General features: G+C 42.0%; 14 protein-coding genes. 13 read left to right on the top strand and 1 reads right to left on the bottom strand.

Annotation, left to right across the window (positions count from 1 at the left end; genetic code table 11):
* Window position 1: 1 nt before the first annotated feature.
* The 3 genes from GPW69_RS08915 (at window position 2) to sufB (ending at window position 3,211) form a co-directional block, all read left to right on the top strand.
* The gene (locus GPW69_RS08915) at window positions 2–1,225 is read left to right on the top strand and encodes a cysteine desulfurase (RefSeq protein WP_044673924.1); all 1,224 of its coding nucleotides are present in this window, start codon (window positions 2–4) and stop codon (window positions 1,223–1,225) included.
* Window positions 1,212–1,652: a Fe-S cluster assembly sulfur transfer protein SufU gene (gene sufU / locus GPW69_RS08910; protein ID WP_074391666.1), complete on the top strand. Its 441-nt coding sequence runs from the start codon at window positions 1,212–1,214 to the stop codon at window positions 1,650–1,652. The genes GPW69_RS08915 and sufU overlap by 14 nt, the downstream gene beginning before the upstream one ends.
* 143 nt (window positions 1,653–1,795) lie before the next feature.
* Complete coding sequence (gene sufB / locus GPW69_RS08905) at window positions 1,796–3,211, top strand: Fe-S cluster assembly protein SufB (protein WP_024379508.1); 1,416 nt, start codon at window positions 1,796–1,798, stop codon at window positions 3,209–3,211.
* Between the two features lie 431 nt (window positions 3,212–3,642).
* Here the strand turns inward: sufB and pbp3 are convergent, their stop codons facing one another.
* Window positions 3,643–4,884, bottom strand: coding sequence for a D-alanyl-D-alanine carboxypeptidase PBP3 (pbp3, locus tag GPW69_RS08900; RefSeq protein ID WP_074391667.1), 1,242 nt, complete (start codon window positions 4,882–4,884; stop codon window positions 3,643–3,645).
* A 212-nt stretch (window positions 4,885–5,096) separates the two neighbouring features.
* Between pbp3 and GPW69_RS08895 the strand changes: the two genes are divergently transcribed.
* The 10 genes from GPW69_RS08895 (at window position 5,097) to GPW69_RS08850 (ending at window position 15,481) form a co-directional block, all read left to right on the top strand.
* Window positions 5,097–6,884: an oligopeptide ABC transporter substrate-binding protein gene (locus GPW69_RS08895; RefSeq protein ID WP_074391668.1), complete on the top strand. Its 1,788-nt coding sequence runs from the start codon at window positions 5,097–5,099 to the stop codon at window positions 6,882–6,884.
* Between the two features lie 375 nt (window positions 6,885–7,259).
* Window positions 7,260–8,258, top strand: a complete 999-nt coding sequence (locus GPW69_RS08890) for an ABC transporter ATP-binding protein (protein WP_002942324.1) — start codon at window positions 7,260–7,262, stop codon at window positions 8,256–8,258.
* Between the two features lie 2 nt (window positions 8,259–8,260).
* Window positions 8,261–9,202: an ATP-binding cassette domain-containing protein gene (locus GPW69_RS08885; protein WP_029694475.1), complete on the top strand. Its 942-nt coding sequence runs from the start codon at window positions 8,261–8,263 to the stop codon at window positions 9,200–9,202.
* Window position 9,203: 1 nt separating this feature from the next.
* Window positions 9,204–10,160: an oligopeptide ABC transporter permease gene (gene opp4B / locus GPW69_RS08880; protein ID WP_074391669.1), complete on the top strand. Its 957-nt coding sequence runs from the start codon at window positions 9,204–9,206 to the stop codon at window positions 10,158–10,160.
* Window positions 10,161–10,173: 13 nt separating this feature from the next.
* The gene (locus GPW69_RS08875) at window positions 10,174–11,076 is read left to right on the top strand and encodes an ABC transporter permease (protein WP_029171026.1); all 903 of its coding nucleotides are present in this window, start codon (window positions 10,174–10,176) and stop codon (window positions 11,074–11,076) included.
* A gap of 121 nt (window positions 11,077–11,197) precedes the next feature.
* Entirely contained in the window at window positions 11,198–11,563 is a 366-nt protein-coding gene (locus GPW69_RS08870) for an Asp23/Gls24 family envelope stress response protein (protein WP_002939192.1), read from the top strand.
* Between the two features lie 2 nt (window positions 11,564–11,565).
* Window positions 11,566–13,230: a DAK2 domain-containing protein gene (locus tag GPW69_RS08865; RefSeq protein ID WP_074391670.1), complete on the top strand. Its 1,665-nt coding sequence runs from the start codon at window positions 11,566–11,568 to the stop codon at window positions 13,228–13,230.
* A 100-nt stretch (window positions 13,231–13,330) separates the two neighbouring features.
* Window positions 13,331–13,771 (top strand): tRNA (adenosine(37)-N6)-threonylcarbamoyltransferase complex ATPase subunit type 1 TsaE, encoded by a 441-nt coding sequence (gene tsaE, locus GPW69_RS08860; RefSeq protein WP_074391936.1) that lies wholly within the window; start codon window positions 13,331–13,333, stop codon window positions 13,769–13,771.
* Window positions 13,764–14,291: a GNAT family N-acetyltransferase gene (locus tag GPW69_RS08855; protein ID WP_024406553.1), complete on the top strand. Its 528-nt coding sequence runs from the start codon at window positions 13,764–13,766 to the stop codon at window positions 14,289–14,291. Before tsaE ends, GPW69_RS08855 begins: the two co-directional genes overlap by 8 nt.
* Window positions 14,288–15,481, top strand: coding sequence for an LCP family protein (locus tag GPW69_RS08850; RefSeq protein ID WP_024379502.1), 1,194 nt, complete (start codon window positions 14,288–14,290; stop codon window positions 15,479–15,481). Before GPW69_RS08855 ends, GPW69_RS08850 begins: the two co-directional genes overlap by 4 nt.
* The last annotated feature ends 395 nt before the right edge of the window (window positions 15,482–15,876 follow it).

Genomic DNA, 15,876 nt, shown 5'->3' with positions numbered 1-15,876 from the left:
TATGGATTTGGAACGCATTCGCAAGGATTTTTCAATCCTAGACCAAGTTGTTAACGATGAGCCGCTGGTCTATTTGGACAATGCGGCGACCACTCAAAAACCGCAGCAGGTACTAGATGTGCTGGCGGATTATTACCAGAAGGACAATGCCAATGTCCACCGTGGCGTTCACACCCTTTCGGAACGGGCAACGGCGCGCTACGAGGCGGCTCGACAGAAGGTGGCTGATTTTATCCAGGCCAAGTCTAGTAAGGAAATTCTCTTTACCAGAGGAACGACCACCGGTCTTAACTGGGTGGCTCAGTTTGCAAAGGAAATTCTCCAGCCAGACCAGGAAGTGATAATCTCAGTTCAAGAGCACCACTCCAATATCATCCCTTGGCAGCAAGCCTGTCAGCAAACAGGTGCTAAGCTCCGCTATGTGACCCTAAAAGACGGCGAGCTAGACATGGACCACCTGCGGTCGCTACTGTCTTCCAAGACCAAGTTTGTCTCCCTAGCCCACGTGTCCAATGTCCTAGGTGGCGTGGCTCCTATTGGGGAAATAGCAGAGCTGGTGCATCAAGTCGGTGCCTACTTGGTGGTGGACGGAGCCCAGTCAGTTCCCCACATGGCCGTCAACGTGCAAGAATTAGACGTGGACTTCTATGCCTTTTCAGGTCATAAGATGTTAGGTCCAACAGGAATCGGCGTTCTCTACGGCAAGGAAGAATTGCTCAATCTCATGTCACCTGTTGAATTCGGTGGTGAGATGATTGACTTTGTCTATGAGCAGTCAGCCACTTGGAAGGAATTACCTTGGAAGTTTGAGGCAGGAACGCCCAACATTGCAGGTGCCATTGGGCTGGGAGCAGCCATTGATTACCTGACCGAAATTGGCATGGACGCTATCCAGGCCCACGAGGCGGAACTGGTTGACTATGTCTTTCCAAAATTGCAGGCTATTCCAGGATTGACCATTTATGGCAGTCAGGACCTGTCCAAGCGGACGGGGGTTATTGCCTTTAACTTAGACGACTTGCATCCGCACGATGTGGCGACTGCCTTGGACTATGAAGGGGTTGCGGTGCGGGCAGGTCACCATTGTGCCCAACCGCTTCTCAGATATTTGAAAGTGCCAGCCACCGTGCGAGCAAGTTTTTATATCTACAATACCAAGGCTGACTGCGACAAGTTGGTTGAGGCAATTATCAAGACAAAGGAGTTTTTCAATGGCCCTATCTAGATTAGATTCTCTTTATATGGCAGTTGTGTCTGAACACTCCAAGTCGCCTCGTCATCGCGGAAGTTTGGATGGAGTGGAAAAACTAGAACTCCACAACCCAACCTGCGGCGATGTGATTGAATTGTCAGTCAAGATTGAAAATGGTCGGATTGCCGACATCGCTTTTGACGGAGTTGGGTGTACCATTTCAACCGCGTCGGCTTCCATGATGACCGAGGCTGTCCTTGGAAAAGAAATCAGTCAGATTCAAGAACTGGCAGAAATCTTCTCACAAATGGTCCAGGGACAAGAAGACACACGTCAGAAGGATCTAGGAGATGCCTCGCTCCTTGCAGGCGTTGCCAAATTTCCTCAACGCATCAAGTGTGCTACACTTCCATGGAATGCCCTAAAGAAGACAATCGAACGCAGTGAAAGTGCTGACTGAGCACCATCGAATAAACAAAAAACGAAAATCATACAGAAAGGATTGTTCAGTTTCTGATTGGAATTGAAATTGAACAGGCCCAGCAAGTATTGAAGAGAGCGTAACTGTTATTTTCATACTTTTTGGGCTTAGTATCTTATATTATGTCAGAAGAAAGAATTGAACCAACCCCGATTGACCTTGGGGAATACAAATTCGGTTTCCATGATGAAAACGTGGAACTGGTGGCTTCGACTGGTAAGGGCTTGAGCGAAGAAGTCATTCGTGAAATGTCCCGTATCAAAGGCGAGCCTGAATGGATGTTGGAATTCCGTTTGAAATCCTACGAAACCTTCAAGAAAATGCCTATGCAGACTTGGGGAGCCGACTTGTCTGAACTGGATTTTGATGATATTGTTTACTATCAAAAACCGTCGGATAAGCCAGCACGCAGCTGGGACGATGTGCCAGACAAAATCAAGGAAACCTTTGAACGCATCGGAATTCCAGAAGCTGAGCGTGCTTACTTGGCAGGAGCTTCTGCCCAGTACGAATCAGAAGTGGTCTACCACAACATGAAGGAAGAGTACGACAAGCACGGTATTATCTTTACAGATACCGACACGGCCCTCAAGGAACACCCAGAACTCTTCAAAAAATACTTTGGAAAACTCGTTCCGCCATCAGACAATAAACTAGCTGCCCTCAACTCAGCGGTTTGGTCAGGTGGGACCTTCATCTATGTACCAAAGGGTGTTAAGTTGGATATTCCACTCCAAACCTATTTCCGTATCAACAACGAAGGAACAGGTCAGTTTGAACGCACCCTCATCATCGTGGATGAAGGAGCGAGTGTTCACTACGTAGAAGGCTGTACCGCTCCGACTTACTCAACCGCCAGCCTCCACGCTGCTATTGTGGAAATCATTGCCCACGAAGGTGCCTATATGCGTTATACCACCATTCAAAACTGGTCAGATAACGTTTATAACCTGGTAACCAAGCGTGCTCGTGCTGAGAAAAATGCTACAGTTGAGTGGATTGACGGAAACCTTGGTGCTAAGACGACCATGAAATACCCTGCGGTTTACTTGGAGGGTGAAGGAGCTCGAGGGACTATGTTGTCCATTGCCTTTGCCAACAAAGGTCAGGTCCAAGATACCGGAGCCAAGATGATCCACAATGCACCACGGACTTCATCTTCTATCGTATCCAAATCCATTGCCCGAGGCGGTGGAGAAGTTAACTACCGTGGTCAAGTCACTTTTGCTAAAAACTCAGCCAAGTCAATCAGCCACATTGAATGTGATACCATTATCATGGATGATATTTCCAAATCAGACACCATTCCATTTAATGAAATCCACAACTCACAAGTGGCCCTCGAACACGAAGCCAAAGTATCAAAAATCTCAGAAGAACAGCTCTACTACCTCATGAGCCGAGGCCTATCCGAGTCAGAAGCCACAGAGATGATTGTCATGGGCTTTGTCGAACCATTCACCAAAGAACTCCCAATGGAATACGCAGTCGAACTCAACAGACTGATTGCCTATGAAATGGAGGGCTCGGTTGGTTAGATTTTTGGCAATTTAGCAAATATGAGTTTGCTAAAAGCCAAAAATCTCCAACCGAGGTGGGAGATAAGGAGTAGCGAAAGCTACTCTACATTGTAATGCCAACGCTCGTTGGAGATAGGGAGCGACGGCAGTCGCTCTTCTTTATAACCTTATAAAAATTCCATGCCTTCCACGCTCGTCATTTTCTGTAAGAAAATGATATGTAGTGAGGAGTTCCACAGGAACTCTCTCCAACTCAATCTCCAACCGAGGTGGAAAATAGGGAGCGACGGCAGTCGCTCCTCTTTGTAATTCAGCTAACCTTGTGACTCAAACAGCTTTAAAGCTGTTCAAGCACGTCAAACTCCCTACTGAAGTAGGAGAAGAGGAGTAGCGGATGTCACTCTGCGATAAAAAAATAGTATGTCGAAAATCGTTCGACATACTATTTTTTATAATTTTTCATTGACATAGCGGACAAATTGATTCCACCAAGAGAAAGGCCAGGATGCTTCTTTCATATCGCTAGGGATAATCATATCGACACTAGCTTGCTCGGAAATATAACCTTTTCCAATGAGATCTTGATCTTTCAGTTGCAGTTTGCCAACCAAGGTCCCTGCTTTGAGGGGAGCATCAATTTCTTTTATATCCGTTGTGAAAGTTGCGGTGGGGACATTATCAGTTTGATTTCGTTGAACAACAGTTAAATCTGCTGCTGCAACAACAGGACTTGTTTCTTTTTCACCATTGAAAACCTTTATCTTACTACCTTCAAAAGCTTCCCCTTTTTTTACTAGCGTAACAAGCGAAAAGTTAGAATAAACATAGTTCATCAAATCATTTGTCGCGACAAATCGATTTTCTGGAGAGGTCAGCCCATCAGTGGCATTCAATACTACTGTGATAATGCGCATACCAGCTTGTTGAGTTGTTGCAAGAAAACTTGAACCTGCTGAGTTTGAGGTCCCTGTTTTTAAGCCGTCAACCCCTCCACGAGCGTGAGTACCATCGCTTAGCATTTGGTTGGTGCTATAGTAAGTGTAGCCACCAAAATCGTAGGCGTTTAGTGAGGTAATGTCGAGTACCTGAGGATAGTCGAGTATTAATCGTCTTGCAATGATAGCAACATCTAGGGCTGAAAACATATTTACATCTTCAGGACTGGAACCTGGATAAATATTTTCACCCAAGTCGGTATTGTCTAGTCCGGACACATTGACAATCTTTGCGTCGGTAATTCCCCATTCTTGGACTTTTGCTTTCATTCGATCCACGAATGCAGCTTCGCTACCGGCTATTTTTTCTGCCAGAGCAATAATAGCACTATTGGATGATGTTATTAAAGAAGCGTTTAATAGGTCTCTTACTGAATAGGAACGTGCATCAAGGTTGACGTTGCTTAATTCTGTATTAGAAGTGAGGCTATAGGGATAATCAGAAATATCTACCATAGTATCTAAAGTGATCTCACCCTTTGCCAGTGCTTCGTAGATCAGGTAAATGCTCAATGTCTTACTGATAGAAGCGATGCTTGCTTTGGTTTCGGCATCTTGCTCATACAAGATTTTGCCGCTACTTACCTCAACTGCGATAGCATGCTTAGCTGCAACAGAAAAATCTTCTGCCAAAATAGGTGTGGAAGTGAAAAAAAGAGCAATAACTGTAGTGAGTGTTAGTAAAAATTTACGCATAATCATTCCTTTGGCTGTTACTTTATTCTATTATATCACAAGAAATGTGAGAAAAATTTGGAAAAAATATGTAAAAAATGAGAAAATGCTGAAAAATTATGTTTTTACAAAATTTTCTGACAAAAAGACTTTATTTAAGAAAATTTTATGATATAATGATTTTTATAAGACATAGTAATAAGTGTCAAACAAAAAGAAAACAGAGGTGTTTTATGAAAAAGACAACGAAACTTTTTGCACTTGCAGGTGTGACTCTCCTTTCAGCATCTGTTCTTGCAGCATGTGGTTCAAAACAATCAGGTGCAGCAAAACAGGAATTGTCATTCCCAGCTGAGGTAAAACAAGACGGAACAGCAGTGTCTGACGCTCAGTTGAAATATGCATGGGTATCACCAACAACTTCATCAGGTCTCTTGATTGACGAGTTGACTGAAAATACAACTGACTCAACATTTGGTGGTTTTGTTGATATCTCACTGTTCGGTTTCGATGGAAATCGTAAGTTAGATGATTCAGGTCTTGCTAAAGCTGAATTTGATGTAGCAGGTAAGAAAATCACAGTTAGCTTGACAGGTAAGGACTACAAGTGGTCAGATGGTCAACCATTCACAATCAACGACTACATCTTTACTATCAAGTCAATGGCAAGCAAAGATTATACAGGTGTTCGTTTTGATGATAAATTCTTGAACATTGAAGGTATGCAAGAATTTGTTGACGGTAAAGCATCAGACATCTCAGGTATCAAGAAAATCGATGACTACACAGTGGAATTGACTGTAAAAGAAATGTCACCTTCTATGATGTATGCGGGTGGTGATGTCCCAGCCTATATCCAACCAGAACATATCTATAAAGATATACCTGTTGCAGACTGGGAAAAGAGCGAGTACTCACGTACAGCTAAACTTGTTGGTATGGGACCTTGGAAAATCAAGGAAATCGTAAACGGTGAGTCTATCACTTACGTACCAAATGAATACTTCTTCAAAGGTACAACACCAAAAACAAGTTCATTGAAGATTGACATCGTGTCTCCAGATACAATCGTTTCTGAGATGAAAGCTGGTAACTATGACATCGCAGATATGCCAGTTGATCAGTTGGATTCTTATAAAGATGCATCTAACTTGAATATCGTTGGTTCATTGGATTCAGCTTATGAATATATCTCATTCAACCTTGGTAAATATGACGAGTCTGCTGAGAAGAACGTCATGGATGAAAATGCTAAGATGAATGATGTAAAACTTCGTCAAGCGATTGCCTATGCGATTGATACCAAGACAGCTGGTGAGTCATTGTACAATGGTCTTTACCACCCTGCAAAATCATTGATTATCTCATTCTTCGGCGATATTCATGATTCAGAGTTGGAAGGTTATTCATACGATCCTGAAAAAGCGAAAAAACTCTTGGATGAAGCTGGCTACAAAGACGTAGATGGCGATGGTATCCGTGAAGGCAAAGACGGTAAGGAATTCAAGATTACCTTTGCTGCTCGTAAACGTACTGAAGCTAACGAAGCGCTTGTACAACAGTACATTGCTTGGTGGAAAGAAGTCGGCTTGAACGTTGAACTTTACACAGGCCGTACAGTTGAAATCAATACATTCTACGAAGCTGTTCAAGCAAATGACCCTGCTATCGATATGTACGCCGGTGGTTGGTCAACAGGTTATGATCCAAACCCAACAGGTACTTGGGGTCCTATCGCTGCCTTCAACATGTCACGTTTCGTGTCTGATGAAAACACTAAATTGTTGAATGCAATCAGCTCAACAGAATCATTTGACGATAAGAAAAATGTTGAAAACTACAAGGCATGGCAAAAATATGCTCACGAGCAAGCATTTGCCATTCCAACATTTGAGTCTGAGTCAATTACTGCGCTTAACAAACGCGTGAAAAACTATGATTCAAACTATGGTTCAGCTTCAGGTAAAGGTATCGCTCTTGAAAATATCGAACTTACAGCTGATAAAGGTGTAGCAGAATAGTCTGCAAGAAGACAATAGAATTTGAAAAAGCCAACTTGGTTGGCTTTTTTCAGATTGCTATTGGAATTTTCAGATAATTGTGGTATAGTAGACTCAGTACACAAAAATGAGTCCCTACTAACAAAAACTCAAGATGGATCACATTAACCTACTCAATTCCTAATTGAGACAGTAATAGGGATGGTCTTGATTTATGATTGGATATACGTACATTTTTTACTTCTGGATAACCGCTATCAAACGATAATTGATAGAAATATGTTATTCTAGAGTAGTTATATAAAGTCAGTTAATCAAACATTATATGAACTTGATAATCGTAAGGATATTGAATTGATTGAGCTTGATTAGCTGGCACATAAAGGAGGAAAAAGCGTGGCTACCGAAAAACCGCTTTTAGACATTAAAGATTTACACGTCGGTTTCCGTATTGGAGATGATTATTTTGACGCTGTTGACGGTGTTGACATCTCATTGCAAAAAAATGAAATTTTGGCAATTGTAGGGGAATCTGGTTGTGGTAAATCAACTTTGGCAACGACCATTATGGGCTTGCATAACCCTTTGAATACCAAAATCACAGGAAGCATCCAGTACAACGATATGGAATTGATTGGTATGGATGAAGCCAAGTACAATACGGTACGTGGTAATGATATTGGTATGATTTTCCAAGATCCCTTGGCTTCTCTGAATCCATTGATGACGATTGGTGCACAGATTGATGAGGCGCTGTTCTATCACACTGATTTGGATGCCAATGCTCGTACAGAGCGAGTTTTGGAACTCTTGGCTCAGGTAGGTATTCCAAATCCTAAGCGGACATTTAAACAGTATCCACATGAGCTTTCAGGTGGTATGCGTCAGCGTATCATTATTGCGATGGCCTTGTCTTGTAAACCGCCAATTATTATTGCGGACGAACCGACAACAGCCTTGGATGTTACAATTCAAGCACAAATCTTGGATCTCTTAAATGATATTCAAGCGGAGACAGGTTCGGGTATTATTTTGATTACCCATGACTTGGGAGTAGTTGCAGAAACTGCTGATCGTGTGGCTGTCATGTACGGTGGTCAGTTTGTCGAAGTAGCGCCAGTAGAAGAACTCTTTACCAATCCAAAACATCCATATACACGTTCGCTCTTGAAGTCAAATCCTCAATCAGGTAGCGAAGGAGGCGATCTTCATGTTATTGAAGGTATTGTGCCACCGATTACAAAAATGGTTCGTAAGGGTTGCCGTTTTGCTCCACGTATTCCGTGGATTGGAGCAGAGGCTCATGAAGAGAATCCGAGCATGCACGAGGTAGGTCCAAATCACTTTGTTCGTTGTACCTGCCATGAGACATTCTATTTTGAAGGGGAGGCCTAATAGTGGGATTTATTGAAGTAAAAGATTTAAAAGTCCATTATCCAATTCGTAGTGGCTTCTTTAACCGTGTGACGGATCATGTCTATGCTGTCGATGGCGTTAATATTGAGTTTGAAGAAGGAAAAACCTATGGTTTGGTAGGTGAGTCAGGTTCTGGGAAATCGACCATTGGTAAGGCAATTATCGGTTTAGAGCGTGCCACTTCTGGTCAGATTATCTATGAGGGACAAAATGTAACCAACAAATCACGTGGTAAAAAAGGAAACTTTAATCGTGATGTTCAAATGATTTTCCAAGATTCTCTTTCAAGTTTTAACCCGAAAAAACGTATTTTGGACATCATTGCGGAACCAATCCGTAACTTTGACCGCTTATCTCCAGATGAAGAAAAGAAAAAGGTTCTTCATCTCTTGGATACAATCGGTCTAAATGAAGAAGCCCTGATTAAATATCCTCATGAATTCTCAGGTGGTCAGCGCCAACGTATCGGTGTTGCTCGTGCCTTGGCTAGTAACCCTCGTTTGATTATTGCTGATGAGCCGGTTTCTGCCTTGGATTTGTCTGTTCAGGCACAGGTCTTGAACTATATGAAACGTATCCAAGATGAGTTCAAGCTTAGCTATCTCTTTATTTCCCATGACCTCGGTGTTGTACAACACATGTGTGATGAATTGTTCATCATGTATCGCGGACGTTTCGTAGAGACAGGAAATAAGAACGATATTTATAATAATCCACAACATATTTACACTAAACGTTTGTTGTCTGCGATTCCAACGATTGACCCAGTCAACCGTTTGAAGAATAAAGAAAAACGTTTGGCTGCTGAAAAAGAGTATCAAGAAATGCAAGGTCAATACTATGATGAAAACGGTCGTGTGTACGATTTGAGATCCTTCTCAGAAACTCATCAAGTAGCCCTTCCAGAAGGAGGTCAGAACTAAGATGTGGAAAACAGTATTACGTCGTTTACTCATGATGATTCCGCAGATTATTATCTTGAGCATCATTGCTTTCTTTGTTGCGAAGATGATGCCGGGGGATCCCTTTACAGGATTGATTGACCCAAATATCGATCCAGCAATCATCGAACAAAAACGGATTGCGGCAGGTTACTATGACCCAATCCCTGTTCAGTATTTCCGTTGGATTGGTAATCTTTTGCAGGGGGATTTTGGTCAAAGTATCCTCTTCAAGCAACCTGTTGTTGATGTTATCATGCAACGTTTAAACAACACTATTTGGTTGTCTTTATTGACGATGGTGTTGACTTATTTGATTGCCCTTCCATTGGGGATGATTGCAGGTCGTTACCAAAACTCGCTTGCAGATAAAATCATTGGCGTGTATAACTTCTTGACATTTTCAACTCCAACTTTCGTTTTTGCCATCCTTATGCTTTGGATGTTTGGCTTTAGTTTGGGTTGGTTCCCAACGCGTGGGTCGATTGACGGTGGTGTAGCAGGATTTGCAGCCATTCTCAGTCGCTTACACCACATGATTCTGCCAGCGATTACAATGGCAATTTTGTCAACAACAGTCACTATTCAATATCTTCGTACGGGGATTATCGATGCGAAGAGCCAGGACTATGTTCGTACAGCTCGTGCCAAAGGTGTTCCTGAGAGAGTTGTTTATAACCGTCATATCTTCCGTAATTCTATCTTGCCAATTGCATCTTTCTTGGGCTATGAATTGACAGGGTTGATTGGTGGTTCTATCTTCATTGAAAATATTTTCACTTATCCAGGTATCGGTCAGTTATTCTTCAACTCTATTTCTAGTCGTGACTATAGTGTCATCTTGGCTTTGTTGTTGATATTTGGTATGGGTACCTTGTTGGGGACATTGATTTCAGATATTATCATGAGTATCGTGGATCCACGTATCCGTGTGAAATAGAAGGAGGAGTAAGGTGAGTAAAGAAAATAAAAAACAAGCACAATCTGCTTCAACTCCTCCAGGTGGCTTCCGTGTCATCGCGCGGGAGTTTATGAAGGATCGACTTGCATTGACCTCATTAATTATCTTAGTGACGGTTCTCTTGGCAGTCTTTATCGGAGCGCTTCTGTTGGATCAAGAACAAGTTATGAAAGTCAACCTTTTGGGACGTTACTTGGAACCAGGTGTTAACGGCTATATCTTGGGGACAGATGAAGGTGGTAAAGATATCTTTGGTCAGCTGATTATCGGTGCTCGTAACTCAATCATTATCGGTTTTACCATTACGATTATTACTAGTATCGTTGGTATCTCTATCGGTCTGATTTCTGGTTATTACGGTGGTCGCTTGGACGGATTCTTGATGCGTATTGTCGATTTCATCATGATTTTGCCGGTGACTATGTTGATCATTGTGTTCGTGACAGTTATCAAGAACTATACGATCTATCACTTCATTCTCATCATGAGTGCCTTTTACTGGACAGCCAAGGCTCGTCTATTCCGTACAAGGACATTGTCAGAGGCAAGCTTGGATTATGTCAATGCATCAAAAACATTGGGAACAAGCGACTTCATGATTATGTTCCGTGAAATTTTACCAAACTTAAGTTCATTGATTATCGTTAACTTGACCTTGAACTTTGCGGGAAATATTGGTATCGAGACTTCGTTGACTTATCTTGGTTTCGGTCTACCATCGACAGTACCAAGTTTGGGTACCTTGATTGCCAATGCCCGCAATGCAGATATTTTGGAAAACAAGACATGGATTTGGTTGCCAGCAGCCATCTTCATCCTTGTGATGATGCTCTGTATCAACTATGTCGGACAAGCTTTCCAACGTGCAGCAGATGCTAAGCAGCGTTTAGGTTAATTGTGAAAAGGGTTCCTTTGGGAGCTCTTTTTTTGTAAAATCCGATGTAACAAGCTTGTTTTTTACAGAAAGCAGAAAATATGGTAAAATGGAGTGATAAAACTATTTGAGGTAACGAATTATGACTGTTAAAATCAATACTAAAGACGGCCAAATCGAATTGACTGATGACGTGATTGCCACAGTTGTTGGCGGTGCTACGACTGAGATTTTCGGTGTTGTTGGGATGGCTAGTAAGTCTGCGATCAAGGATAATTTTCAAGCACTTTTGAGAAAAGAAAATTATTCTAAAGGTGTTGTGATCAAGACCTTGGAAGATGGTCGCATTGCAGTCGATGTTTATACTGTGATGAGCTACGGTGTAAAAATCAGTGAAGTATCTCGCAATATCCAAGAACGTGTTAAGTTCAACTTGGAAAATCAACTAGGTATCTCTGTAGATGCCGTCAATGTCTTTATCCAAAATATCAAAGTCGTAGGAGAATAATTGTGTCTAAAATTACAACTAGTTTATTTCAAGAAATGGTGCAAGCAGCATCAACTCGTCTGAATAAACAAGCCGAATATGTGAACTCACTCAATGTTTTCCCAGTTCCAGATGGGGATACTGGTACCAACATGGGGATGACTATTACCAATGGTGCTAAAGAAGTAGCAGATAAGTCTGCTTCTACTGTTGGAGAAGTTGCACAAATTCTTTCTAAGGGCTTGTTGATGGGAGCTCGTGGAAACTCAGGTGTTATTACGTCGCAATTGTTCCGCGGTTTTGGTCAATCTGTTAAAGGCAAGGTTGAATTGGACGGTAAGGATTTGGCGCAAGCTTTTCAACATGGTGTAGAAGTGGCTTATAAAGCCGTTATGAAGCCAGTTGAAGGTACAATTCTTACTGTTTCTCGTGGGGCAGCCACTGCTGCTTTGAAAAAAGCAGAAGAGACTGATGATGCGGTTGAGGTCATGCGTGCTACTCTTGACGGTGCTAATCGTGCTCTTAAGAAAACGCCAGAGATGCTTCCAGTCTTGAAGGAAGTTGGTGTTGTCGATTCAGGTGGACAAGGTCTTGTTTACATTTATGAAGGCTTCTTGTCAGCTTTGACAGGTGAGTATATTGCTTCGGAAGATTTTGAGGCGACACCTGCTGTTATGTCTGAAATGATCAATGCTGAGCACCACAAGTCAGTTGCAGGTCATGTAGCGACTGAAGATATTACCTTTGGTTACTGTACCGAAATCATGGTGGCTCTTCGCCAGGGTCCTACTTATGTCAAGGACTTTGATTATGAAGAATTCCGTAACTACCTTAACGACCTTGGGGATTCCCTCCTTGTGGTCAACGATGATGAAATCGTTAAAGTCCATGTCCATACAGAAGATCCAGGTTTGGTCATGCAAGCGGGTCTTCAATATGGTAGCTTGGTCAAGGTAAAAGTGGATAATATGCGTGAGCAACATGAAGCTCAGGTTGAGAAAGAAGAAAGTTTCCAAAAACCGGCTGAACAAAAAGAGTATGCTATTATTGCGGTAGCTGCTGGGGAAGGTTTGACAGAAATCTTCAAATCACAAGGTGTTGACTATGTGATTTCAGGTGGTCAGACCATGAACCCATCAACAGAAGATTTTGTCAATGCTATTGAATTGGTCAATGCCCGTAATGTCATCTTGTTGCCAAACAATAAGAACATCTTGATGGCGGCTCAGACGGCTGCTGAGGTTGCAGAAGTTGCGGTTAAGGTTGTGGAAACCAAGACCCTGCCACAAGGGTTCACTAGCTTGCTTGTTTTTGATCCAAGTCGTGATTTGGAAAGCAACTTTGAAGCGATGACGGCATCGCTTGCAGAGGTGAAAAGCGGTAGCGTGACAACTGCGGTCCGCGATACAACCATTGACGGTCTTGAAATCCATGAGAATGATAACCTTGGTATGGTTGATGGCAAGATTGTGGTTTCTAATCCAGATATGATGGAAACACTTGTCGCTACATTTGAGAAAATGCTTGATGAAGATAGCGAAATCGTGACAATCTATATCGGTGAAGATGGTAATGAAGAATTGGCTCAAACTCTTGCTGAACAGCTAGAAGAACAATTTGAAGATGTCGAGGTCGAAATCCATCAAGGAAATCAACCAGTCTACCCATATCTTTTCAGCGTAGAATAAACAAAATCGCAGGCTCTGGCTTGCGATTTTTTCTGTCGACTTGTCGACAATTTCCAGTAGACCTATGACAAACTACTGGGGCTATGGTATAATTAAAGACATGTATAGTCAGAAGGAAAATGAATTGATTGCCATTGGTGAGAGAATTGGAAAAGCCTGTAAGCCAAATCAAGTTCTAGTATTATCAGGGGATTTGGGTGCTGGGAAAACTACTCTGACCAAGGGTTTGGCCAAGGGTTTAAAAATTGAACAGATGATTAAGAGTCCTACTTATACGATTGTTCGAGAGTATGAGGGGACCATGCCACTCTATCACTTAGATGTTTATCGAATTGGAGATGATCCTGACTCGATTGATTTGGATGATTTTCTCTATGGAGGTGGTCTAACGGTTATCGAGTGGGGAGAATTACTGGATGTCAGTCTGTTTGATGACTATTTGCTCATTCGTATAGAGAAAGAGGGAGATGGTCGACGATTGACAGTCGAATCTCATGGGGCTCAAAGTAGCGATTTAGCGAAGGAGTTCCAAAATGTCTGAAAAAGAAGTGTATTTTAGTGAAGCTGAACCAGCTGATGCAGCAGCTTTTATTGATTTTATGAATCAAGTTGCTAGAGAAACGGATTATCTGGTCATGGATGAGACTGGTTTTCGATTTAGTGTTGATGAAATGGAGACCATCTTCGAAGCAGGAATCGAAAATCCTCGTGAATTGTGCCTGCTGGCTAAGGTTGGTTCGGAAGTCGTCGGCGCAATTTCTGTTAAGTCCTCTAAGCAGTTTCGCATTAGCCATATCGGAAATATTTTTATTGCAGTAAAAAAAGCCTATTGGGGTCACGGTCTAGGGACGATTTTACTGGAGGAAGTATTGCATTGGGCAGAGGAAATGGATGTATTGAAACGTTTGGAATTAACGGTTCAGGTTCGCAATCAGGCGGCAGTACATTTATACCAAAAACTAGGATTCAACATTGAAGGAACCCAGGTACGTGGGGCTAGAACAGATGAAGGAGAATGGCTTGATCTTTATTATATGGGCAAGTTAATTGGTGAAGTATGACAATTGGAAAAAAAATATTCTTAATGTCTTTGGCTATTGTTGGTTTAACACTAGGTGCCGGCTTAATATATGGAGCCAGCTTGTTAAATTTTTCTACAGGTACTATTTCAAAAACCTATAAGCAGCTAGATGGAGAAAAAGAAATCACTCCTATTGATGCGACAGAGCCCCTAACCATCCTACTGATGGGAGTGGATATGGACCAAGCAACCCGTGGGGGAGATTGGGAGGGTGGTCGTAGTGATTCGATGATTTTGGTAACTGTTAATCCTAAGACTAAGGAAACCAATATGATGAGCTTGACTCGTGATATTATGGTTGAGATTGCAGAAGCGAATGGGGAGTCTTCAGGAACGGTTGAAAAACTAAATCATTCTTATAGCTACGGACAGGCACCGATGGCCATTGCCACGATCGAAAAGATGATGGATATTAACATTGACCGCTATATCGAAATAAATATGGATGGTCTGATTGAGCTTGTTGATGCGGTTGGAGGTATTGAGGTAAACAATACTCTTGGCTTCCCTATATCCATTTCGGAACATGAGCCTGCCTACACCTCTATTGTTCAGCCGGGGAAACAGTTGGTAAATGGGGATCAGGCGCTGGTTTATGCTCGGATGCGCTATGATGATCCTGAGGGTGATATCGGACGTCAGAGACGCCAACGAGAAGTTATCACGGCTATTATAAAAAAACTCCTCCAGTTAGATGGTTTGACCCAGTATAAGAAGATTTTGACCGCCATTTCCAATAATATGCGAACCAACATTGAGATTAGTCCTGCGACAATTCCAAGCCTCTTGGGTTATAAAGACTCGGTCTCTAAGTTGAATTCCTATCAGTTGCGCGGTGTGGATCAAATGGTTGATGAAATCTATTATCAATTACCAACCAGTGAACATCTATTGGAAATGCAAAATATTTTGAAAAAATCTATCGGCTTAGAAGAAAAGACCGACTTAGTCACAAACGTGAAGGTCTACGAAGGACAGATGGGATTACCAAGTCCAATCAACGTTTATGATGTATATACAAATCTCTTGCTGTTAGAAGCAAGTCCATGGGCAGAAAGCTTGGATCCGGAAATAGGGAGTCCATCGGCTACTACGACTGTGACAACAGAAGAGCAGGTAACCGATTTTTCAACAGAGCCAGTACTTGGTGATGAAAACGGGTCACAATAATGTAGTCATCTAGTTCTTCTTTTATTACTTTGACAAGCGAGTGCTAAAAGCCTATAAAAATAGAGGTTGTTTGCAACCTCTCAGATTGAAGAAAAAGTCCATTTTGGACAATGTTCTTCAATCTTTTTTCTTTATGTTGAAAATAAAAAACTCTCAGAAACGCCGAAATATCAATGTTTCTAAGAGTTTAATGACTTGCTATCTTTTGCAAACTTCTTCAATTTTTTATATTTTTATAGGCTTTTAGTTTACTTTTAGTACTCGCTCCAACTATCTGGGAGATAGTTGGAGACTGGGGATAAAGTGAACGATGTTCACATCAAAAGCCGCAGGCATAACTGAAGTTAGGCAAGGCGAGTTCAAACAATCCAGTGGAGTGTTTGAAGTTGGAAATA

It is taken from the genome of Streptococcus suis (genome assembly GCF_902702775.1).
GTDB lineage: Bacteria > Bacillota > Bacilli > Lactobacillales > Streptococcaceae > Streptococcus > Streptococcus hashimotonensis.
This window is presented reverse-complemented; position numbering and strand designations above follow the sequence as displayed.

Excerpts from the sequence above, each read along its gene's own strand:
- GPW69_RS08915 (WP_044673924.1), top strand. The coding sequence starts at position 2 with ATGGATTTGGAACGCATTCGCAAGGATTTTTCAATCCTAGACCAAGTT.
- sufU (WP_074391666.1), top strand. The coding sequence starts at position 1,212 with ATGGCCCTATCTAGATTAGATTCTCTTTATATGGCAGTTGTGTCTGAA.
- sufB (WP_024379508.1), top strand. The coding sequence starts at position 1,796 with ATGTCAGAAGAAAGAATTGAACCAACCCCGATTGACCTTGGGGAATAC.
- pbp3 (WP_074391667.1), bottom strand. The coding sequence starts at position 4,884 with ATGCGTAAATTTTTACTAACACTCACTACAGTTATTGCTCTTTTTTTC.
- GPW69_RS08895 (WP_074391668.1), top strand. The coding sequence starts at position 5,097 with ATGAAAAAGACAACGAAACTTTTTGCACTTGCAGGTGTGACTCTCCTT.
- opp4B (WP_074391669.1), top strand. The coding sequence starts at position 9,204 with ATGTGGAAAACAGTATTACGTCGTTTACTCATGATGATTCCGCAGATT.
- GPW69_RS08870 (WP_002939192.1), top strand. The coding sequence starts at position 11,198 with ATGACTGTTAAAATCAATACTAAAGACGGCCAAATCGAATTGACTGAT.
- tsaE (WP_074391936.1), top strand. The coding sequence starts at position 13,331 with ATGTATAGTCAGAAGGAAAATGAATTGATTGCCATTGGTGAGAGAATT.
- GPW69_RS08855 (WP_024406553.1), top strand. The coding sequence starts at position 13,764 with ATGTCTGAAAAAGAAGTGTATTTTAGTGAAGCTGAACCAGCTGATGCA.
- GPW69_RS08850 (WP_024379502.1), top strand. The coding sequence starts at position 14,288 with ATGACAATTGGAAAAAAAATATTCTTAATGTCTTTGGCTATTGTTGGT.